This window comes from Streptomyces griseoluteus, from assembly GCF_004784465.1.
Lineage (GTDB): Bacteria > Actinomycetota > Actinomycetes > Streptomycetales > Streptomycetaceae > Streptomyces > Streptomyces griseoluteus.
In genome coordinates this window covers 83,078-103,944 of record NZ_SRRU01000009.1, presented here as the reverse complement: position 1 = coordinate 103,944, position 20,867 = coordinate 83,078, and the positions used below count along the sequence as shown (strand labels likewise).

Below are 20,867 nucleotides of genomic sequence, written 5' to 3'. Positions count from 1 at the left end.
CCTCCCGGCCGGGACCCGCCTACGGCTTCGGGTCCCGGCCGGTGTGTCTCGCTAGCGGCCCATCATCCCGGCCGCCCGGCTGCCCCGGCGTGCGCCCGCTCGGTTGGCTGCGGTGGCCATGAGGGCGAGGCACAGGCCGACCGCTCCGGCGATGATGTTGCTGGTGATCGTGCGGGTGGTGCTGACGTTGCCCGCGACCACCCAGGGAGCGATGATCATCCAGATACCGATGAGGGCGGCGGCCCAGGCGCGGGCGTGGGTGCGCTCGTAGGCGTGGCCGAAGCCGCTCATCAGCAGGGCGTAGGCGACGCCCGCGATCAGGTTGTTCACCGCGAGGGTGGTGAAGCCGTTGAAGCCCACGATCCACGGGGAGGCCGCCATGTACAGCCCCGTGATCAGGGCCATCGCCTCGACGGCCTGGCCCTGCTGCGTCGCGGCCGCCCGCTCCGCGAGCACGAAGCGCTCCCGCATCTCCAGGACGTCCGGGTGCGTCTCCATCGTGGTGTGCATTCGTTCCGTCATGATCGCGCCTCCTGAGTAGGGGCTCCACGTCCTTATGTGGATTTTACGCGACCCGAGTACCCCCGAAAACACCCCATATCCGAGGAAACAGGACTCACTCCGCCGGCTTCAGATCCGTGATCTTTCGCGTCGTCAGGTCGGACTGGACGTCGATCCGGGTGACCTCCGGGTTCTTGCCGTCGCTCCAGGTCAGGGTGACCCTGCTGGTGGCGTGGCCCATGCCGGAGCCGGTGTAGGCGACCTTCCACTTCACCGGCACGTTCTGCGCGAAGAGGATGCCGTCGGCGTGGTTCTTCTTCTCCCAGGCGGTGACCTTCTTGCGGGCGGAGGCGGAGAGGTAGAAGTCGCGCAGCGCCTTGGCGCCGGCCCCGCTCGCCGGGTCCTCGGTGTCCCATACGGCGTCGATGTAGGCGCCGTAGAAGTCGGAGACCCGCTGGGTGACATTGCGCGGGTCGCCCTGGACGGAGGTCGCGGCGGCGGGCCGGGACGGGGTGGAGGCGGTGCCCGCGAGCGCCGGGGTGACGGCGGCCAGGGCGAGGCCCCCGGCAAGGGCGACGACGGTCAGCGGAGTCGTACGAATGCGGATGGACATGTGTCTCGATTCCCCGTATTCCACGCGACCGGGCCGATCCCGGTCGTTGACGGTGCCTAAGACCGCAATCATCGCGCCCCGGTTCCCGATTCCGGCGCTTTGGCTTCGCGGCGTCGCGCCCGCACCCGGCCGGCGTCGGGCCAGCGCACGTCGTAGGCCCAGCCGAGCCCCTCGAACCAGCGGATCAGGCGGGCGCTGGCGTCCAGTTGGCCGGTGAGGACACCATGCCGGGCGCTGGTCGGGTCCGCGTGGTGGAGGTTGTGCCAGGACTCGCCGAACGACAGCGGGGCCAGCCACCACACGTTGCCGGAGCGGTCCCGGCTGCGGAACGGGTGTGCACCGGTCGCGTGGCAGATGGAGTTGATGGACCAGGTCACATGGTGCACCAGGCAGATCCGCACCAGCCCGGCCCAGAAGAACGCCGTCGCCGCGCCCGCCCGGGTCCCGGTGATCAGCAGCCCGAGCAGGGCGGGCAGCGCCAGCGAGAGCACCACGAAGACCCCGAAGCCCCGCGAGACCAGCCGCAGTGCCGGGTCCCGTTCCAGGTCGGGCGCGTACTGGGCCGTGGAGGCGTGGCCGGTGTCGAAGAGCCAGCCGAGGTGGGCGTGGAACATGCCCTTGGCGAGCGCGCCCGGCGTGCGGCCGTACCGCCAGGGCGAGTGCGGGTCGCCGTCGCGGTCGGAGTACCGGTGGTGCTTGCGGTGGTCGGCGACCCAGGTGAACAGCGGCCCCTGCACGGCGAGGCTCCCCGCGACGGCGAGCGCGATCCGCAGCGGGCGGCGGGCCTTGAACGAGCCATGGGTGAAGTACCGGTGGAACCCGACGGTGATGCCGAGCCCGCTGACCAGGTAGAAGACGACGGCGAGCGCGACGTCGACCGGGCTGAGCCCGTTGCGCCAGGCCAGCGGGACGGCGGCGAGGAGCGCGAGGAAGGGGACGGCGACGAAGACCCCGATGAGGATCTGCTCGGCGTTCGGCCAGGACCACGTCCGGCCGAGGGGCGGTACGGCGTCCGGGATCTGCGGCGCTTCCGGGACTTCCGGCACGGGCGGGACCTTTCGGCTGGGCACCGGCGCTGGGTGGGCCCGGTGGGGAGGGACTACTCGGCGGCGGTGAGGGCCAGTACGGCGTTCTGGCCGCCGAAACCGAAGGAGCTGCTGATGGCGGCGCGCATCGGTGTGGGACGCGGGACCTTGGCGACGACGTCGAGGTCGATGGCCGGGTCCTGGGTGTGCAGGTTGGCGGTGGGCGGGATGAGCTGGTGGCGCAGGGTGAGGGCGGTGCAGGCGGCCTCGATGGCACCGGCGCCGCCGATGGCGTGCCCGATGGTGCCCTTGACGGCGGTCACCGGGGGCGGGCGGTGGAAGACCTGGTGGAGGGCGTTGTGCTCGGCGAGGTCGCCCTGGGGGGTGGAGGTGCCGTGCGCGTTGACGTGGTCGATGTCCTCGGGGGCGAGCCCGGCGTCGAGGAGGGCGCTGCGGATGGCGCGGGCGGCGCCGTCCCCGCCGGGGTGCGGGGAGGTGAAGTGGTGGGCGTCGCAGGAGGCGCCGTACCCGGCGACCAGGGCGGTGGGGCGCGCGGCGCGGGCGCGGGCGTCGGCGGTGCGTTCCAGGACGAGGACGGCGGCGCCCTCACCGAGCACGAAGCCGTCCCGGTCGCGGTCGAAGGGGCGGGACGCCTCGTGCGGGGCGTCGGCGCGGCGGGACAGGGCGCGCATCTGGGCGAAGCAGGCGGCGGTCATCGGCAGCCGGGCGGACTCGCTGCCGCCGGCCAGGACGAGGTCGCAGGCGCCGGAGAGCAGGAGGTCGCGGGCGAGACCGATGGCGCTGGTGCCGGAGGCGCAGGCGCAGGCGGTCGAGACGACCAGGTTGGGACCCGTGGCACCGAGGTCGAGGGCGATCTCGGCGGCTGCCATGTTGGGCACGCTGCGCGGCAGGGCGAGCGGGGAGACCCGGTCGGCGACGCGGGCGGCGAGCCGGTCGAACTCGGCCTGCCAGCCCTGCATGGAGCCGGTGCCGACGCCCATCACGATGCCGATGCGCGGGCCGTCCCAGTCGCCGGGGGTGAGCCCGGCGTCGGCCACGGCCTCGCGGGCGGCGAGCAGGGCGAAGGTGGTGAAACGGTCCAGCCGGCGGCTGAGCCGGTGCCCGAGCAGCCGGGGCGCGTCGAGGTCGGGCACCTGGCAGGAGAACGCCACGGGCAGGCCGTCGAGTCCGGGGTCGGCGGTGGCCGTGGAGGTCCCGGCGCACAGACCCTCCCAGGCGGCCGCCTGTCCGACGCCGGCCGGGGTGACCAGTCCGAGTCCGGTGACGGCCACGGGGGCGCGCCGGGTCGCTTGACCTGCGTTCACGAGCTGCATGAGCGGTGATTATCCGGACCTGTGGGGTACTCCCCCGGCCGCCACGACCCGTTCGGCCCAGGACGCCACGGGCTACCACCCGGATGCCCGATCGTCCTTGACGCGGCGCCTCATTCCCGGCCGGCGGCCGGGAGCACGGCGGGAGCGGCCGGCCGACGGCGGGGCCGGGACCGGCCGGGACCGCTCTGGCTGAGCAACGCCTCGGCCACGAAACGCAGTTGCCGGGCGGTCGTGCGGCACGCGGCGGCCTGGCGGGCGAGGGTGGGTCTGCCCCACTCCGGGGCGGCGACCCGGCTGTTCAGGGCGGCGGCGGTGGCGAGGAGGCGGCGGGCATAGTCGTCCATCAGGTCGGCGTCGGTGCGCAACTGGGCTATGCGGTCGAGGAGTTCGGCGGCGATCGGGTGGGCGGGCGTGGAGTGGCTCACCATGACGGCTCCCGGTGGCGGAGGTTCAGCGCGGCAGGACGGCGCCCGCGGCGCGGTGGACCATGAACTGCGGGCAGGCCACGACGAACAGCGGCCGGGCCGTGTCGATGCCGAGCCTGCGCAGCTGCCCGGCCATGGGTTCGGCGGCGGCGGTGTCCAGCCGCAGCCGCACCCCGGCCCCTGGGTGCAGCCGGGGGCGGCCGGAGGTGCGGATGGCGGTGCGTACGGTGCTGTCGCCGCGCCGCCCGTACAGCGCCCAGTCCGGCTCCGGGCAGCGCACGCCGGGTCCGAGGCGGCCGAGGACGGCGATGCCGAGTCCGGGCGCGCTGAGCCGGAGCCGGGGGCCGGTGAGGTGGACCTCCGCGGCGGCCCGTACCGCGGGCTGGCCCCACAGCTCGCGCGCGGCCACGCGGGCCTCCTCGGTGGTGACGGCGAGGGAGAGGACGTAGCGGCCGGTACGCCGCAGGTCGGCACGGCGCAGCAGGTCGGTGGCGAAGTCGGCCGGGCGGGGCCGCCACAGGTCGTCCACCGGCACGGACAGCGCGATCTCGGTGTACGGGCCGAGGGTGGAGCAGCGGTGTTCGTACAGTGAGAGCACGGCGAGGGTGCGCCGGCCGATCCCGCTGGGCCGCATCCAGGGCACGTCGGGCAGCAGGGCCCGCACGGCCTCGGTGCGGACGGGGAAGCAGAGGTGGGCGGCGGCCGAGTCCTGGTAGCGCACGGGCACGCCGACGGGGCCGGTGGTCGTCGGTATCGAGGAGGTCGGCAGGGTGAGGAAGGGGTGGCCCTCGGGCGGATGCGCCGGGTCCTTGAGCTGGTACGCCTGGCTGCGCACGACAGGGCCCCGGTACGGCGTGAGGGCCTCGTCGAGGTGGGCGCGGGCCTCGGGCGCGACGGTGCGCAGATGGCCGATGTACTCGCGCAGCAGGTGGGACTCCGGGAAGGCGCGGGTGGGCCCGGTGTAGCGGGCGTCGTACCGGCCCGGGTGGGCGGCGGCGGGGGCGGCGGCCGGGACGAGGTCGTGCTCGTTGATGACGTGGCCGACCCAGGTGCGGGGGTCGGCGGGGCGTCCGGCGGGGTCCGGAGCGCCGACCGCGATGACATGGGTGAGCCGGTAGGCGCGGCAGAACCCGGCGTCCCGCGCCAGGTTGAGCAGTGCGGTACCGCCCTCGCCGTGCCCGATCAGGGCGAGTTGGGCGCCGCGCGGGATGCCGTGCTCCTCGATCGCGGACCGCAGCGCGCGGGTGTACGGCGAGTCGGCGGTGAGCTGCTCCCGCCAGGCGCCGACGACATCGCGCGGAGAGCCGTGCCGGGGGCGGCCGGAACTGGTGCCGGGGGCCTGGACGACGTACCGGACCACACCGTCGGGGCCGCGCACGTTCTGCACGAGGACGCGGCCCTCGGGGGCGAGGATGTCGATGTTGCGGAGGAAGCCGAGGAGCGAGCCCTCGGTGGCGAGGCTCTGCCTCTCCCGGTCGGTGAGGTCGACGGCCTCGGCGGCGCGCCGGCCCCCGCCGGTCTCCGGTTCCGCGGGCGCGGGCGGCTCGGCGTCCAACAGGGCGCGTACGCGGAGGAGTTCATCCAGCACGGGGGTGAGCGCGGCAAGGGCGCGCTGGGCGCCGGGGTCCCGGAAGAGGGTGCGCAGGGCGCGTACGGCCTCGCGGTCGCCCCTGGTGCCGAGGGCCTCGGTGAGGCGGCGCATGCCGGGGTCGCGGGCCAGTTCGGGGTGGCCGGCGAGCACGGCGGCGACGCGCAGCCGCAGCGAGGTGACGGCCATCAGCGCGGCCAGGGGCTCTCCACCCCGGCGGGCGCCGAGCAGTCGCGCGATTCTTCTGCGCGCGGCCCCGGCCGGGGCGCCCAGGCCGCGCGGGTCCGTCAGGGCGCGCAGCAGCGCCCAGCGCGCCGTGAGTCCTGTACGGGGGTGGCGGGCGGCGCGTTTGTGGGGTGGGGCGAGCAGCGCGTCCGCGGTGCGTTCGGCGACGGCGCGTACGCCGTCGGCGACCTCGGCGACCTCGCGGGCGCCGTCGCGCAGGAGTTGCTCGGTGGTGCGCTGGCCGGCGTCCTGCCCGCCGGGCGCGGGCCGTCCGGGTGCGTGGCCGTCCGCTCGCATCCGACGCTCCCTCGATTCAGTCGACGTACGACGGGATGCGACCGCGTCCGGCGGGACGCGGCCTCGTGCCCATCGTCGGCCAGGGGTCCCGCGCCCGCACCTTCGTCCGGCCGGTGCCGGGTGTAGGGACCAGCGACTTTCCGGTCCGGCGCCGGGCGGAGCGGGACCGCGAGGGATGTGGGCGGGCGCCGCCGAACGGGCGACCCCCGGCGTCAGCCGGCCAGGCCCGCCGCGAGGACGGCGCCGAGTTCCCAGCACGCCTCGGTGTCGGCCCTGCCGGGCGCGCCGGTGACGGTGACGGGCTCGGCGGCGCGGCGCCAGCCGAGGCCGGTGGTGACGGCCTCGATGGCGCGGACGGCGCCGGTCACGTCGTTGCCCCCGTGCACCCAGTAACCGAAGGGGCGGCCGCGCGTGTCGTCCAGGCACGGGTAGTAGATCTGGTCGAAGAAATGCTTGAGGGCGCCGGACATGTAGCCGAGGTTGGCCGGGGTGCCGAGGAGATAGCCGTCGGCGGCCAGCACGTCGGAGGCGGTCGCGGCGAGGGCGGCGCGGCGGACGACACGGACGTCCTCGATCTCGGGCGCGGTGGCGCCGGACACGACGGCCTCGAAGAGTTCCTGGCAGTTCGGCGACGGCGTGTGGTGGATGATCAGCAAGGTGGGCACGCCCGCACCCTGCCCTGCCGGCGCTTCGGTCCGCAAACAGGGCTGCCCGGAGTGCGGGTATGGGTGCGACGATGCCGGGCAGCGGTAGGGAACGTGAGAGGAGCCGTCTTGGCAGAGGAAGAGCAGCGGGCACCGGCGGCGGTGGTGTTCGACACGCTGGGCATCGCCTACGAGCAGGCGTTCGCCGCCTCCGGGCCGCATCTGGCCTCGCTGAGCTGGCTGGTGGACCACCTGATGCCGGGCAGCCGGGTGCTGGACGTGGGCAGCGGCACCGGCCGGCCCACCGCCGAGGCCCTCGCGCGGGCCGGACACCGGGTGCTGGGCGTCGACGTGTCACCGGTGATGGTCGAGCTGGCCACGCGCCAGGTGCCGGACGCCGAGTTCCAGGTGGCTGACATCCGCGAACTGGAGCTGGCGGAGGGGTCGTTCGAAGCGGTCTGCGTGTACTTCTCGCTGCTCCAGATGTCCCGCGACGAACAGCGGGACGTCCTCACCTCGCTGGCGCGGGCGCTGCGGCCGGGCGGTCTCGCGGTGCTGGCCACGGTGCCGGTGGACGTGGCCGACGCGGAGACCGAGTTCATGGGGCAGCCGGTACGGGTGAGCAGCTTCTCCCCCGACGACTTCGCCCAACTGGTCACGGACGCGGGGTTCTCCGTGCTGTCCGAGGCGCACGCCACCTTCATGCCCGCCCACGCCGACGCCCGTCCGGAGCCGCATCTGTTCCTGTACTGCCGGCGTACGGCGCACTGAACCCCCGGTCCCCGCGAGGGAACCGGGGGCTCGGGGCTCAGTAGCGCAGACGCCGGGCGCGGAGCAGCATCACCAGGCCGGAGGCGGCCAGCAGCACGCCGAGGGCCGCGGGCCACAGGTTGGCTCCGGTCTCGGCGAGGCCGCCGTTGCCCACGGCCTGCGGCTCCAGGTTCGCGGGCGGCGGGGTGGTGACGGCGGCGGCCTGCGCCGGGACGGACTCGGAGACCTGGGGCGCGGCGGCGGTCGCCGGGGCGCTGGACTCGTCCCGCTTGGCGGTGCCGCCCTGGTTCTTGGTGGTGTTGGCCGGGGCGGTCGTGGCGTCGACGCGGGGGGCCTGGACAGGGCTGGACTGCGCGGGCTGCTCGGCCGGGGCGGTGTCGGCGGGCTGGCCGGGCGTGGCCGGCTGCTCGGGCCTGCCGGGCTGCTCCGACTGCGCCGGCTGGGACTCCGCGGGCTTCTCGGGCTCGGCGGTCGCACTCGGCTCCGCGGTGTTCTGACCGCCGCCGGGCTCCTCGCTCGGCTCGTCCGTCCCGCCCTTGCCGTCGTCGCCCTTGCCGTCGTCGCCGGGGCCGCAGTTCCGGCCGGAGTTGATGCAGTCGACCATCGTGCGCATCAGGCCCTCGTCGAAGACGTTGATGAAGTCGCCGTGGTCGGTGACCGGCTTGTGCTGCTGCTCCGGGAAGGAGTCGACCGCGAACAGCGGGGTGCTCTTACCGCCGTCGTTCAGGCTCGGCGCGTCCACGTCGTAGACGATCCGCTGGACGAGCTGCGGGATGGCCTTGAACCCCTCGGGGCAGTTGCCCTGGGCGTCGGCGAAGGCCACGTGGGTGCGGTGGTTGGCGCTGTCGGCGTTGCGGCCGTCCCAGCAGCTCTGGAAGTGGAAGCTGCGCACCACGTCGCTCCCCGACGGGCACAGCGGGTACTTGTCCTTGAGCTGCCGGTCCTCGAACCCGGTGCAGCTCCAGGAGGCGTTGGCGTTGGCGGGTCCGTTGACGAACGCCTTGGCGTCACCGGTGATGATGCGCAGCAGCCGCGGCATCTCGGTGACCTTGCCGCTCGGGCTGCCGACGAAGGTCAGGGTGACCTCCTTGGGCGTGACGATCTGACCCGCGTTGCCCTCGGTTCCGCCGCCCGGCGCCCCGGCGTCCCGCTCCTGCTTGCCGTTCTGCAGACGCAGCACCGGCCAGTAGTACGTGGACTTGTCGCCCTGGTCGGCGCAGCTCGTCCGGGCGTTGGCGAGGTCCTGGTCGCTGGCGAAGGCGGTGTTGGACTGGTTGCCGACGTAGTCGTGGAAGTGGTGGGCGCCGTTGGAGACACCGGGGGCCACGATCACGTTGTCCGAGTTGAACAGGCCGTTCTCGTTGACCCCGCACTCGGTGCGGAAGGTGCCGCCGGGGGGCGCCTCGGGGGCGTTGGGCTGTACGGAGTTGATGTCCGCGTAGTCGGCGGCCACGGGACCGTTGCCACCCTGGCCGGTGCCGCCATTCTGGCCCTGGCCCTGGTTCTGGTCCCCGCCCTGGGAGGGTGCGGCGGACTCGCCACCGGGCGCCGCCTCGGCGGGGCGCAGGGTGCAGGGGGCGAGCGCGTCGAGCTGGTCGGGGCGGTTCCCGGCCCGGCCGATGGCGTCGGCGATACGACCCAGGGTCGCGGTCCGCTTGTCCTTCAGCGGGTTCATCACCGAGTCGTCGGCGGCCTCGGGGTCCTGCCGGAGCGCGTCCGCCGACTGCTGGAGCCGCTGGTACGCCTCCGCGATCTGCTGGTCCAGCTGGGCCAGTTCACGGTCGACGTCGCCGCGGGCCGCCTCCGGTACGTCGGTCAGCCGGGCGCCGACGTCGGGGCAGTCGATGGTGGCCATGCCGGCCGACCTGAGAGATGCGGCGGCCGCGTCGCCGGAGCCCTGTCCGCTCCAGCCGCCTTCGCTGGCCGACGCGTAGACGTTCGCCGCGACGAGGCCGCCGCCGCCGAGCATCAGCGCGACCGCCGCGAGGGTCACGCGTCGTGCGCCGGTCGGGCGCCTGCGCCTGTTCGGTTCCAAGATCGTCCCCTGCGAGTCGTGGTCGGTGGGGGCATGTGGCGCCCCACACCCATACGCGGGATGGCGCCGGTGTGTTCAGCCCGGCCCGGATTTCATGGCGAACTCTCAGAAAAATCGCGCCAGATGAGGCCTACGAGGTCACGCGCGCACCCGTACAGGGGAGTTGGCCGGGTGGGCGCCTAGTGTGCCCACCCGAACACGGCGGCGAACATCACAAATACGTATCGGACATTCCACCCGGTGACCTTCACACGAGTGACACAAGTTGGCTAGGTTGACCGCAGGCCGCCCGGCTCCCCGTCCCCAGGAGCCCGCAGCGGCGTCCGGTGCGGGAGATTCGACCGACTTCCGGGCGCGCCGGCCCAACTGCCCCGCGGGGCAAGGAAGGAGTCGTCTCCCATGGCGCCGGAGAGTCACGAAGAGGTTCGGCAGCGGATCGACTCCCTCTACGCACGGGCCGAGAACGCGACGGGCAACTACAACGCCACCCGCGCGATGGCCGCCGCCACCCGCAGGCGGGGCGTCCCGCTGGCCAAGCGCTCCGGCAGCCGTCCCGATCCCGCGCTCGACGCCGTGACCCGCCAGTGGTTCGACGCGGCCCGCGCCAAGGCCGGACCGACCGTGCCCGCCGCGCTCCCCGCCGACCGGATGCCCGACAACGGGCCTGCCGTGGAACGCACTTGGACCGCCGCCGAGCTGGGCCTGCCCAGCCCCGAGCCCGAGACGCCCGCCCTGCCCGCGGGTTCCTCACAGCGTCCGGTGGCCGAGCTGACCGGCGGCACGCCGTCCGCCCCGGCACTGGAGGCGGCGGGTACGACGGCCGCGCTGCCCCCGGCCGCGCCCGTGGCGGCGCTGCCGGCCGCGCCGGTGGCGCAACTGCCGGTGAGCGCGCCCCAGTCGACTCCCGCCGCCATGCCGGTCGGTGGACCGGTCCTCGGGGGCTCCGGCATGCCGGGCCTCTCGGCCGCTGCTGCGCCGACACCGCCCGGCGGTGCCCCTGGAGTGCTGCCGGTCCAGCCCGCCGCCCCCGGCCGCCGCTCCCCCGCAGACCTCAAGGCGGGCAACCGCCGCAAGCTCGCCTCCGCCAAGGACCTGCTGTCCCGCCACGCCTGGAACGCCGACCCGGCGCAGGCATGGGGCACCCCGCAGGCGGACGGCGCACAGACTGCCGCGCCGGGGATCGCCAGCTCCGGCGCGGCGCAGACACCGGCCGCCCCGACGGGCCAGTGGGCGGCACCGGCCTCCGTCACGGACACCGGCCCGCTGGCGTACCCGATGCCGGGGACGCTCGGCGACACCGGCTCGCTGCCCTATCCGATCCCCGGCCCGCTGAGCGACACCGGCGGTCTGAGCCACCCGATCCCCGGCTCGCTGACCGACACCGGCGGCCTGAGCTACCTGGCCCCGGCCCCGCAGACGGACACGGGCACCCTGCCGGCCGTGGACACCAGCGCGTTCGCGCCCGGCTACGGCACCGGCGCGTTCCCGGCGGCGGCCTCGCTGGCACCGACGTACGACACGGGGGCGTTCCCGGCGGTACCTCCGGTGGCCGAGGCGACTCCGGCCCCGACGTACGGGACGGGCGCGTTCCCGGGCGTAGCCCCGGCGGCCGAGGAGACCCCGGCCCCTGCGTACGGGACGGGCGCTTTCCCGGCGGCCCCCGCCTTCCAGCCCGCACCGCCCGCGGGCCCGGCCCCGGCGCCCGCCTTCCCGGCCACGGCCCCGGCCGCCCCAACAGCCCCCGAACCCGCACCGGTTCCCGCCTACCAGGCCACACCGCCTGCGATCCCCGCACCCGCCCCTGCCCCGGCGCCCGCTCTCCAGCCCGCGCCCCTGGCGGCCCCCACGCCCGCCCAAGCCCCCACCCCCACCGCCCGGGCCGGCACCTTCACCACCACCCCCCTCACCCCCCGCCCCACCACCGAATCCGCCCACGCCGTCCGTGCCGCCAAGGCCATCGCCTTCGCCGCCGCTCAGGTCGGCAAGCCCTGCGTCTGGGGCGCCACCGGCCCCGACTCGTTCGACTGCTCCAGCCTCACCCAGGGCGCCTGGCGCACGGCCGGGGTCGAGCTGCCGAGGGCGGCGCACGAGCAGGCGGCGGCCGGGACCGAGGTGGCGCTCACCACCGCGCTCCCCGGTGACCTGGTGCTCTTCTTCGAGGACGACCGGCACGTGGGCCTGTACGTCGGCAACGGCACGATGATCCACGCGCCGGGGCCGGGCGCGACCATCCGCGAGGAGTCGGTCTACGGCGCCGGGGAGGCCGCGATCCACCGGGTGATCAGGCCCGCCTAACACTCATAAAACCCGTTTATGAGCCCATAGACCGGACCCGTGTACAAACTTAGGGCTGCCTCAGCTTAGGCTTCCTGTTCGAGTCGCCTGTCCACGCTCGAAGGGAACCTGATCATGCCGCGCCCCCTGCGGGTAGCCATCGTCGGAGCCGGCCCCGCCGGGATCTACGCCGCCGATGCCCTGCTGAAGTCCGAGACGGCCGCCGATCCGGGCGTGTCCATCGACCTCTTCGAGCGGATGCCCGCCCCGTTCGGCCTGATCCGTTACGGCGTGGCGCCCGACCACCCGCGCATCAAGGGCATCATCACCGCCCTGCACCAGGTGCTCGACAAGCCGCAGATCCGTCTCTTCGGCAATGTCGACTACCCGCGCGACATCAACCTGGACGACCTGCGTGCCTTCTACGACGCGGTGATCTTCTCCACCGGCGCCATGGCCGACCGCGACATGTCGGTCCCCGGCATCGACCTGGACGGCTCCTACGGCGCCGCCGACTTCGTGTCCTGGTACGACGGCCACCCCGACGTACCGCGCACCTGGCCGCTGGAGGCCGAGAAGGTCGCCGTCCTCGGCGTCGGCAACGTCGCCCTGGACGTGGCCCGCATCCTCGCCAAGACGGCGGACGAGCTGCTGCCGACGGAGATCCCGCAGAACGTCTACGACGGTCTGAAGGCCAACAAGGCCCTCGAGGTCCACGTCTTCGGCCGCCGCGGCCCGGCGCAGGCGAAGTTCAGCCCGATGGAGCTGCGCGAGCTGGACCACTCCCCCAACATCGAGGTCATCGTCGACCCCGAGGACATCGACTACGACGCGGGCTCCATAGAGACCCGGCGCGGCAACAAGCAGGCCGACATGGTCGCCAAGACCCTTGAGAACTGGGCGATCCGCGACGTCGGCGACCGCCCGCACAAACTGTTCCTGCACTTCTTCGAGTCCCCGGCGGAGATCCTCGGCGAGAACGGCAAGGTCGTCGGCCTGCGCACCGAGCGCACCGCGCTGGACGGCACCGGCAACGTCAAGGGCACCGGCGAGTTCAAGGACTGGGATGTCCAGGCGGTCTACCGCGCGGTCGGCTACCTCTCGGAGAAGCTGCCCAAGCTGCCCTGGGACCTGGAGACGGGCACCGTCCCGGACAAGGGCGGCCGGGTCATCGAGGAGAGCGGCGCCCACCTGGCGTCGACGTACGTCACGGGCTGGATCAGGCGCGGCCCGGTCGGTCTGATCGGTCACACCAAGGGCGACGCCAACGAGACGGTGGCCAACCTGCTGGACGACCACGCCAACGGCCGGCTGCACACGCCGTCCGCGCCGGACCCGGAGGCCGTGTACGCCTTCCTGTCCGGGCGGGGAGTCCGCTTCACCACGTGGGACGGCTGGTACAAGCTGGACGCCGCGGAGCGCGCCCTCGGTGAGCCGCACGGCCGCGAACGCGTGAAGCTCGTGGAGCGCGAGGACATGCTCCGGGAGAGCGGCGCCTGATCCCGCGGTGCCCGCCTGCGGCTGAACGCCGACGAGACCCCGACGAGACCGGCACGCCCGCTCTCGTCGGGGTCTCTCGTACCCGGCGCGCACGAGGCGCACCACTGGCGCACGCGACGGCGCGCGACGCGCCGCCCCGGGACCCGGCGCCCCGATGGCGGGGCATACCGGTGATACTGGAACGCGCACCGGCCCCCACCAGCAGATTGGCCCATGTCGAACTCCGCCACCGACCGCGCCCCCGTCCCGCAGACGATCTGGGCGGCCCGCGGCCGTCACACCGGTCCCACCCCCGAGGACGTCGTACGCCGCACCCTGAGCGAGCGCCGGGCGAGTGGGGATCTCGACGACTTCTCGGAGCCGCCCGTCCCTGAGGGCTCCACCGACCGCGTCTTCGAGGCGCGCTGGCGCGCCGGGGGCACGATCACCGTCCGGGCCCGGCTCACGCTCGTCTCCGTGCCGGAGCGGCCGGGGCACGAGTGGACGCTCGTCGCGGAGGCCGAGCGGCTGTGGGAGGAGGCGTGGCCCTCACCGGCCACTCTGTTCTGGCCCGAGTCCGGCTCCGCGTCCGAGGACGGCGAGTGGGACCACCACCCGACCGTGCCGGGGCTGAGGTTCCGGCAGGTCAACGCGCTGCCGCTGGACGACAAGGAGATGCGCAGGCGACTGCGGGACTCGGCCCGTGAGGCGTGGTGCGTCAATCTGGTCGTCCACGAGGCGATGACCCCGGACGAGCGCGGCAGGCTGCCGCTGGCCAGGCTGCTGCCGCCGGGGCTGCGGCACCGGGTGATCGAGCACCGGGCCACTCCCCAGCAGTTCCGGGCGGTCAACTGGGCGCTGAAGGACCTCGGGGTGGAGGTGCCGCGCGGCGGTGCGGTACTGCTGCCCCCGGACCCGGCGCCCGCGGGGTACGACCGGCAGGCGTACGCCGTGCGCAGCGTCTTCCTGGACGGCTCCGAGCCGGCCGAGCTGGTCACGGCCCTGCGGGACTTCGTCGCGCTGTCGCGCCCGAGGCCGCGCGGGCTCGGTGAGGCGCTGGCCGGTCTCCGGGACAACTGGACGCTGATGACCGTGCAGGAGGAGCTGGAGCGGGAGCGGCGCCGGGTCGAGCGGTACCGGGAGGCGCTGGAGGCGATGACGAAGTCCCGGGATCTGTACCGCGAGGCCGCCGAGCAGGCCCACGAGGCGCTGGCCGCGTACCGCGACAGCCCGCTGCCCGTGCTGCCCGAGCAGCGGCCCTCGGCCCGCAACCAGTCGCCGTTGCAGCAGCTCACCCGGACGTTCGAGCGGCTGCGGCTCCCGGCGTGGGGGCAGCGGCCCGAAAACCCTGACAGCGCCCCTGAGACCGGCCCGGAGCGCGAGACCGAGGCCGGCGACCGGATGTGACCCGACGGCTGTCGGGCGCCACAGCGGGCAGAAGGAAGAGGGCGCGGGCGGGCCGCGCGTCGGGAGGGGACAGGGCGCATGGACAACTCCACGATCGTGCTGGTGGTCGCGGCCCTCGCGGCGGCGGTGGTGCTGGTGTTCGCCATCGTCCTGCTGGTGCGGCTGGTCAGGGCGCGGCGCTCGCTGCGGGACGCCGGGCTGCCGACCGGGCCGCGCTGGGTGTTCTGGGGCGCGGTCCTCTATCTGGTACTGCCGACCGATCTGCTCCCCGACCCGGTGTACCTGGACGACATCGGCGTCCTCCTGCTCGCCCTGCGCAGCATGCGCGCCGCGACACGCCCGCTGCCGGAGAAGCCCGGCGACTTCTGAGCTTCGGTGGCCGGAGGCGGTTCGGGTGATCCCGTACGGGTTTCCACCGACCGGGTGAGCGGAAAGGCGGCGCAGGTGAGCGCGGACGGGGCGCCGAAGGGCCCTTCACCTCGGGGTACGGCCTCGCCTGACGGAGCGCGGCAGTGTAGACATGGGCACATGGTGCGACTGCCCGGCCGACCCGATTCGCGGGCGCCCCGTTCGTTCGGGCACCCGCGCGCACCCATAGGCGCGCGGCATCCGGGCGGTGCCGGTGATGGCGGTCCGCCCGGCGTGCTGCGGGCCGCGGCGACGGGGCGCAGCGTGGCCGGGCAGGTGTTCCTGCTCCAAGTGGTGATCGTGCTGCTGCTGGTCGTGTCCGCCGTGGTGGCCCAGGTGCTCCAGGTACGGCACGACAGCGACCTGGAGGCCCGCAACCGTTCCCTGTCCGCAGCCGGTTCCTTCGCCAACGCCCCCGGTACGGCGGCCGCGCTGCGCACACCGGACCCGACGGCGATCCTCCAGCCGAGCGCGGAGGCGGCCCGCAAGGCGACCCACGTCGACTTCATCGTCGTGATGAACACCCGGGGCATCCGCTACACCCATCCCGATCCGGACCGGATCGGCAAGAAGTTCGTCGGCACGATCGGGCCCGCGCTGCGCGGGGGGACGGTGGTCGAGGAGCTGACCGGCACGATCGGCCCGCTCGTCCAGGTGGTCGTCCCGGTGCGGGACTCGGGCGGCAAGGTGGTGGGCCTGGTCTCGGCCGGTATCACCACCGCGCACGTCGGCGGCGCCGCCGACCAGCAGCTACCGCTCCTCCTCGCGGCGGCCGCGGCGGCGCTCGCGCTGGCCACGGCGGGCACCGCGCTGGTCAGCAGGCGCCTGCTGCGCCAGACCCACGGCCTCGGCCCCTATGAGATGACCCGGATGTACGAGCACCACGACGCGGTGCTGCACGCGGTCCGGGAGGGTGTGCTGATCGTGGGTGACGGCGGCAAGCTGCTGCTCGCCAACGACGAGGCGCACCGGCTGCTGGACCTGCCCGAGGACGCCGAGATGCGCAGCGTGCTGGACCTCGGCCTGGACGACGAGACGGCCGGGCTGCTCGCCTCGGGACGGGTCGCCACGGACGAGGTGCATCTGGTCAAGGACCGGCTGCTGGCCATCAACCAGCGGCCCACCGATCTGCGCGGCGGCCCGCCCGGCAGCGTCACCACGCTGCGCGACTCCACCGAGCTGCGCGCCCTGTCCGGCCGCGCCGAGGTGGCCCGCGAGCGGCTGAACATGCTGTACGACGCCGGAGTGGGGATCGGCACCAGCCTGGATGTGAGCCGTACGGCGGAGGAGCTGGCCGAGCTGGCGGTGCCCAGGTTCGCGGACTTCGTCACGGTGGACCTGTTCGAGCCGGTGCTCAAGGGCGAGGAGCCGAAGCCGGGCACCGAGCTGCGGCGGGCGGCGTTCAGCGGCATCCGCAAGGACGCGCCGCTGTATCCATTGGGTGAGCGCATCCGTTTCGTGCCGACCTCACCGCAGGCGCGCAGCCTGGCGACCGGGCAGTCCGTGGTGGAGCCGGACCTCAAGGACGCGCCGGGCTGGCAGGCGCAGGATCTGGAGCGGACCGAGCAGATCATCGAGTACGGCGTCCACTCGCTGATCACGGTGCCGCTGCGGACGGGCAATCTGGTGCTGGGGGTGGCGAACTTCTGGCGCTCGGAGAAGCCGCAGCCGTTCGACTCCGAGGATCTGGCGCTGGCCGAGGAGCTGGTGGCGCGGGCAGCGGTGTCCATCGACAACGCCCGCCGGTACACCCGCGAGCACAGCATGGCGGTGACCCTCCAGCGCAGCCTGCTGCCGCGCACCCTGCCCGCCCAGGACGCCCTGGAGATCTCCTACCGGTATCTGCCCGCGCAGTCCGGGGTGGGCGGCGACTGGTTCGACGTGCTGCCGCTGCCGGGCGCGCGGGTGGCGCTGGTGGTCGGTGACGTGGTCGGGCACGGGCTGCACGCGGCGGCGACGATGGGCCGGCTGCGTACGGCCGTGCACAATTTCTCCTCGCTCGACCTGCCCCCGGACGAACTGCTGGGCCTGCTGGACGAGCTGGTGGCCCGGCTCGACCAGGACGAGACGCCGGAGGACGGCGCGGCCGCCGTCACCGGCGCGACCTGTCTGTACGCGGTGTACGACCCGGCGTCCCGGCGCTGCACCATCGCGCGGGCCGGGCACCTGCCGCCCGCCCTGGTGCTGCCGGACGGCACGGTGGAGTTCCCGGACGTGCCGGCCGGTCCCCCGCTGGGGCTGGGCGGGCTGCCGTTCGAGACGGCCGATCTGGAGCTGCCGGAGGGCACCCGGCTGGTGCTGTACACCGACGGGCTGGTGGAGGACCGGGACCGGGACATCGACGAGGGGCTCGACCTGCTGGGCGACGCGCTGCGGCACGCCAGGGGCGCCTCGCCGGAGGAGACCTGCCGGACAGTCCTGGACCGGCTGCCGGTCCGGCCCACGGACGACGTGGCGCTGATCGTGGCCGAGACCCGCGTCCTGGGCGAGGACCAGGTCGCCCAGTGGGAGGTGCCCGCCGATCCGGCGGCCGTGTCGGAGATCCGCGCCAAGGTGACCCGTCAGCTCGCCGACTGGGACCTGGAGGAGCTGACCTTCACCACGGAGCTGATCCTCAGCGAGCTGGTCACCAACGCCATCCGCTACGGCCGTGGCCCCATCGGCGTACGTCTGCTGCGCGGCCGGTCCCTCATCTGCGAGGTCTCGGACGGCACCACCACCTCCCCGCACCTCCGCTACGCCGCCAGCACGGACGAGGGCGGCCGCGGCCTCTTCCTCGTGGCCCAGCTCTCCGACCGTTGGGGCACCCGCTACACCCCGACCGGCAAAATCATCTGGGCGGAACAGCCCCTGCCGTGATGTCTCGCTGGAGAGAGCGCCGCCAGGTCTGGCCGACCAGGTCGTGGCCGAAACTGTGGTGACGGTCCTCGGCCGTGAGCCGGAAGCCGTGGCGCTCGTAGAGGCGGCGGGCGGAGCCGAGGACGTCGTTGGTCCACAGGGTGATCGCCTCGTATCCGGCCTCGCGGGCGAAGGCCAGGCACTCCTCGATCAGCCGGGCGCCGACGCCGAGCCCGCGGGCCGCCGGGTCGACGAGGAGCAGGCGCAGCTTGGCGGTCCGGGCGTCCGCGCGCACGCAGAAGACACAGCCCGCCCGCCGCCCGTCCACCTCCGCGATCCAGGCCGCCTGCGGTCCGGGTTCCTTGCCGTCGGCGTAGTCGGCGGCGATCCGGCAGACCAGCGCCTCGAAGTCGGTGTCCCAGCCGAACTCGCGGTCGTAGAACTCGCCATGGGCCATGACCACCCAGCCCAGGTCGCCCGGCCGGTCCAGGGGCCGTACGACCGCCGTACGCTCCGTCATCGCGTCCTCCCGGAACCCTTCCGCATCACTGAAACGACTGTTTCAGTAGACTAGCCGCTGTGAGTCCCGCCGAGCCAGACCCCTCTCCCCGCCGCCGGGAACTGCTGGAGGCCGCGTACGCCTACGCGCTGCGCGGAGGCCTCGCGGAGCTGTCCCTGCGGCCGCTCGCGGAGGCCGTCGGATCCAGTCCGCGGGTGCTGCTCTATCTGTTCGGCAGCAAGGACGGGCTCATCCGCGCCCTGCTCGCCCGGGCGCGGGCCGACGAGCTGGCCGGGCTGCGGCGGATCACGGGCGCGCGGGAGGAGCCCCGGGGGCTGCGGCCGGTCGCGCTGGAGCTGTGGCGTTGGCTGTCCGACGACGCCCACCGGGGGCTGCTCACGCTGTGGGTGGAGAGCTACGCCCGTTCCCTCACCGACCCGGACGGCCCCTGGGGCGGCTTCGCGCGGGCCACGGTGCAGGACTGGCTGACGCTGCTCGCGGCCGCGCAGCCCGCCGCGTCGCGCGAGACCGGGGACGCCCGCGCGGAACGCACGCTGGTGCTCGCGGTGCTGCGGGGCGCGCTGCTGGACCTGCTCGCGACGGGCGACACCGGGCGCGTCACGGCCGCGGTCCACCGCCAACTGGCCTCGGCGGAAGGCTGATTCAGCCCAGCGCCTTGTCCAGGTTGAAGGCGGCGCTGATCAGGGCGAGGTGGGTGAACGCCTGGGGGAAGTTGCCCTGTTGTTCGCCGGTGCGGCCTATTTCCTCGGCGTAGAGGCCGAGATGGTTGGCGTAGGTGAGCATCTTCTCGAAGGCCAGGCGGGCTTCGTCGACGCGGCCGGCCCGGACCAGGGCCTCGACGTACCAGAAGGAGCAGATGGAGAAGGTGCCCTCGTCGCCGCGCAGGCCGTCGGGGCTGGCCTCGGGGTCGTAGCGGTAGACGAGGGAGTCGGAGACCAGGTCCTCGGTGAGGGCGTCGAGGGTGGAGAGCCACTTGGGGTCGGTCGGCGCGATGAACTTGGCGAGCGGCATCATCAGCAGGGACGCGTCCAGTACGTCGCTGTCCTCGCACTGGGTGAAGGCGCCCCGCTGCTCGGACCAGCCGCGGTCCATGATGCGGCGGTAGATGTCGTCGCGGGAACGGCGCCAGCGGGGCAGGTCGGCGGGCAGGCCGCGGCGGTTGGCGAGACGGATGGCGCGTTCGATGGCGACCCAGCACATCAGCCGGGAGTACAGGAAGTTCTTCCGGCCGCCCCGCGTCTCCCACACCCCCTCGTCCGGCTGGTCCCAGTGGTCGCACACCCAGTTCACCAGGTGGCACAAGTCGTCCCACTGCGCGCTGGAGATGGGCTGGGCCCATTTGTCGTAGAGGTAGATGGAGTCGATCAGGGCGCCGTAGATGTCGAGCTGGAGCTGCGAGGCGGCGGCGTTGCCCACGCGGACCGGGGCCGACCCCGAGTAGCCCTCCAGGTGCGCAAGTTCACTCTCGGGCAGCTCGGCCCGGCCGTCGATGCCGTACATGATCTGGAGCGGGCCCTCGACGGCTCCGTCGCCGGGGCTGATGTGGGTGGTGACGAAGCGCATGAACGCCTCGGCCTCGCCGGCGAAGCCGAGCCGGAGCAGGGCGTAGACGGCGAAGGCGGCGTCGCGGACCCAGACGTAGCGGTAGTCCCAGTTGCGCTCGCCGCCGAGCTGTTCGGGCAGGCTGGTGGTGGGGGCGGCGACGATGGCGCCGGTGGGGGCGTAGGTGAGCAGCTTCAGGGTGAGGGCGGAGCGGTGCACCATCTCGCGCCAGCGGCCCCGGTAGCGGGACTGCCCGAGCCAGCGGCGCCAGTAAGCGACGGTGGCGTTGAACTCGTGCTCGGCCTCGGCGTGCGCGCAGCCGCGCGGGGCGATCTCGCCGCTCGCCTGGTCCAGCGCGAACACCGCGCTCTCGCCCTCGCCGAGCTTGAACTCGGCCCGCGCGTCCCGGCCGTCGCATTCCATGGCCACGGTGGCGGTGAGTGCGAGAGCCCGCTCCCCGGCGTCGAACAGCAGCAGGCCCTCCACCTCGCGCAGGGTGTGCGGGTCGGCGCCGTACCCGAAGCGGGGCGCGACCAGGGCGCGGAACGGCACGGTGCCGCGTACGCAGATCACGCGGCGGATCAGCCGGTGCCGGCCCTCCTCGCCCAGGCGACCCGTGCCGACCGGCATGAAGTCCTGCACCTCGCCGACGCCCTCCTCGGTGAAGAAGCGGGTGATCAGCACGTTGGTGTCGGGGAAGTAGAACTGCTTGGTGTGCGCCGGGACGGAGGCCGCCAGCTCGAACCGGCCCCCGCGCTCGGCGTCCAGCAGCGCGGCGAACACGCTGGGGGCGTCGAAGGACGGGGTGCAGTACCAGTCGATGGTGCCGTTGCTGCCGACGAGCGCCACGCTGCGCAGGTCCCCGATGAGGCCGTGCTCGGCGATCGGCAGATAGCGGCGGCTCTGCCGGGTCTCCTGCTGGAAGGGCGTCTCGGCCATCG

17 protein-coding genes are annotated in these 20,867 nt (G+C 73.8%); 7 read left to right on the top strand and 10 right to left on the bottom strand.

Features of this window, described 5'->3' with window-relative positions; translation table 11 throughout:
• Positions 1-51: 51 nt before the first annotated feature.
• From E5082_RS23865 to E5082_RS33025, 7 genes are all read right to left on the bottom strand, one after another.
• Positions 52-522 (bottom strand): SPW repeat protein, encoded by a 471-nt coding sequence (locus tag E5082_RS23865; RefSeq protein WP_190045215.1) that lies wholly within the window; start codon positions 520-522, stop codon positions 52-54.
• A 94-nt stretch (positions 523-616) separates the two neighbouring features.
• The gene (locus tag E5082_RS23860) at positions 617-1,114 is read right to left on the bottom strand and encodes a hypothetical protein (RefSeq protein WP_135793310.1); all 498 of its coding nucleotides are present in this window, start codon (positions 1,112-1,114) and stop codon (positions 617-619) included.
• Between the two features lie 68 nt (positions 1,115-1,182).
• Positions 1,183-2,184: an acyl-CoA desaturase gene (locus E5082_RS23855; protein ID WP_373310001.1), complete on the bottom strand. Its 1,002-nt coding sequence runs from the start codon at positions 2,182-2,184 to the stop codon at positions 1,183-1,185.
• Positions 2,185-2,213: 29 nt separating this feature from the next.
• Positions 2,214-3,464 carry a beta-ketoacyl-[acyl-carrier-protein] synthase family protein gene (locus tag E5082_RS23850; RefSeq protein ID WP_229918727.1) on the bottom strand — a complete coding sequence of 417 codons (1,251 nt, stop codon included), beginning with the start codon at positions 3,462-3,464 and terminating at the stop codon, positions 2,214-2,216.
• Between the two features lie 119 nt (positions 3,465-3,583).
• Complete coding sequence (locus E5082_RS23845) at positions 3,584-3,901, bottom strand: hypothetical protein (protein ID WP_135793307.1); 318 nt, start codon at positions 3,899-3,901, stop codon at positions 3,584-3,586.
• A gap of 22 nt (positions 3,902-3,923) precedes the next feature.
• Positions 3,924-6,008: an acetoacetate decarboxylase family protein gene (locus tag E5082_RS23840; protein ID WP_135793306.1), complete on the bottom strand. Its 2,085-nt coding sequence runs from the start codon at positions 6,006-6,008 to the stop codon at positions 3,924-3,926.
• 212 nt (positions 6,009-6,220) lie between these two features.
• Entirely contained in the window at positions 6,221-6,673 is a 453-nt protein-coding gene (locus E5082_RS33025) for a flavodoxin family protein (RefSeq protein WP_229918726.1), read from the bottom strand.
• A gap of 108 nt (positions 6,674-6,781) precedes the next feature.
• On the opposite strand from E5082_RS33025, the gene E5082_RS23830 reads away from it, so the two are divergent.
• On the top strand, positions 6,782-7,423 hold the full coding sequence (locus E5082_RS23830; protein WP_229918725.1) for a class I SAM-dependent methyltransferase: 642 nt from the start codon (positions 6,782-6,784) through the stop codon (positions 7,421-7,423).
• A 37-nt stretch (positions 7,424-7,460) separates the two neighbouring features.
• Here E5082_RS23830 and E5082_RS23825 read toward each other — a convergent pair whose 3' ends face one another.
• Positions 7,461-9,392 (bottom strand): DUF1996 domain-containing protein, encoded by a 1,932-nt coding sequence (locus E5082_RS23825; protein ID WP_135793535.1) that lies wholly within the window; start codon positions 9,390-9,392, stop codon positions 7,461-7,463.
• Between the two features lie 465 nt (positions 9,393-9,857).
• On the opposite strand from E5082_RS23825, the gene E5082_RS33480 reads away from it, so the two are divergent.
• From E5082_RS33480 to E5082_RS23800, 5 genes are all read left to right on the top strand, one after another.
• Positions 9,858-11,753: a C40 family peptidase gene (locus tag E5082_RS33480; protein WP_268255609.1), complete on the top strand. Its 1,896-nt coding sequence runs from the start codon at positions 9,858-9,860 to the stop codon at positions 11,751-11,753.
• 114 nt (positions 11,754-11,867) lie between these two features.
• Positions 11,868-13,232 (top strand): FAD-dependent oxidoreductase, encoded by a 1,365-nt coding sequence (locus E5082_RS23815; RefSeq protein WP_135793303.1) that lies wholly within the window; start codon positions 11,868-11,870, stop codon positions 13,230-13,232.
• Positions 13,233-13,445: 213 nt separating this feature from the next.
• Complete coding sequence (locus tag E5082_RS23810; RefSeq protein ID WP_135793302.1) at positions 13,446-14,618, top strand: hypothetical protein; 1,173 nt, start codon at positions 13,446-13,448, stop codon at positions 14,616-14,618.
• A 78-nt stretch (positions 14,619-14,696) separates the two neighbouring features.
• Complete coding sequence (locus E5082_RS23805) at positions 14,697-14,987, top strand: YkvA family protein (protein WP_135793301.1); 291 nt, start codon at positions 14,697-14,699, stop codon at positions 14,985-14,987.
• 159 nt (positions 14,988-15,146) lie between these two features.
• A complete protein-coding gene (locus E5082_RS23800; protein WP_229918724.1) occupies positions 15,147-17,885 on the top strand; it encodes a SpoIIE family protein phosphatase in 2,739 nt (912 codons plus the stop codon).
• On the opposite strand, the gene E5082_RS23795 is transcribed toward E5082_RS23800, so the two are convergent.
• On the bottom strand, positions 17,857-18,384 hold the full coding sequence (locus tag E5082_RS23795) for a GNAT family N-acetyltransferase (protein ID WP_135793300.1): 528 nt from the start codon (positions 18,382-18,384) through the stop codon (positions 17,857-17,859). The two genes, E5082_RS23800 and E5082_RS23795, sit on opposite strands and share 29 nt — an antisense overlap.
• A 59-nt stretch (positions 18,385-18,443) precedes the next feature.
• Here E5082_RS23795 and E5082_RS23790 point away from each other — a divergent pair, with 59 nt between their 5' ends.
• A complete protein-coding gene (locus tag E5082_RS23790) occupies positions 18,444-19,025 on the top strand; it encodes a TetR family transcriptional regulator (protein ID WP_135793299.1) in 582 nt (193 codons plus the stop codon).
• Between the two features lies 1 nt (position 19,026).
• Here the strand turns inward: E5082_RS23790 and E5082_RS23785 are convergent, their stop codons facing one another.
• Positions 19,027-20,865, bottom strand: coding sequence for a glycoside hydrolase family 15 protein (locus tag E5082_RS23785; protein ID WP_135793298.1), 1,839 nt, complete (start codon positions 20,863-20,865; stop codon positions 19,027-19,029).
• Positions 20,866-20,867: the final 2 nt, after the last annotated feature.

Excerpts from the sequence above, each read along its gene's own strand:
- E5082_RS23810 (WP_135793302.1), top strand. The coding sequence starts at position 13,446 with ATGTCGAACTCCGCCACCGACCGCGCCCCCGTCCCGCAGACGATCTGG.
- E5082_RS23805 (WP_135793301.1), top strand. The coding sequence starts at position 14,697 with ATGGACAACTCCACGATCGTGCTGGTGGTCGCGGCCCTCGCGGCGGCG.
- E5082_RS23845 (WP_135793307.1), bottom strand. The coding sequence starts at position 3,901 with ATGGTGAGCCACTCCACGCCCGCCCACCCGATCGCCGCCGAACTCCTC.
- E5082_RS23825 (WP_135793535.1), bottom strand. The coding sequence starts at position 9,392 with ATGCTCGGCGGCGGCGGCCTCGTCGCGGCGAACGTCTACGCGTCGGCC.
- E5082_RS23785 (WP_135793298.1), bottom strand. The coding sequence starts at position 20,865 with ATGGCCGAGACGCCCTTCCAGCAGGAGACCCGGCAGAGCCGCCGCTAT.
- E5082_RS23795 (WP_135793300.1), bottom strand. The coding sequence starts at position 18,384 with ATGACGGAGCGTACGGCGGTCGTACGGCCCCTGGACCGGCCGGGCGAC.
- E5082_RS33480 (WP_268255609.1), top strand. The coding sequence starts at position 9,858 with ATGGCGCCGGAGAGTCACGAAGAGGTTCGGCAGCGGATCGACTCCCTC.
- E5082_RS23815 (WP_135793303.1), top strand. The coding sequence starts at position 11,868 with ATGCCGCGCCCCCTGCGGGTAGCCATCGTCGGAGCCGGCCCCGCCGGG.
- E5082_RS23860 (WP_135793310.1), bottom strand. The coding sequence starts at position 1,114 with ATGTCCATCCGCATTCGTACGACTCCGCTGACCGTCGTCGCCCTTGCC.
- E5082_RS23840 (WP_135793306.1), bottom strand. The coding sequence starts at position 6,008 with ATGCGAGCGGACGGCCACGCACCCGGACGGCCCGCGCCCGGCGGGCAG.
- E5082_RS23800 (WP_229918724.1), top strand. The coding sequence starts at position 15,147 with ATGGTGCGACTGCCCGGCCGACCCGATTCGCGGGCGCCCCGTTCGTTC.
- E5082_RS23865 (WP_190045215.1), bottom strand. The coding sequence starts at position 522 with ATGACGGAACGAATGCACACCACGATGGAGACGCACCCGGACGTCCTG.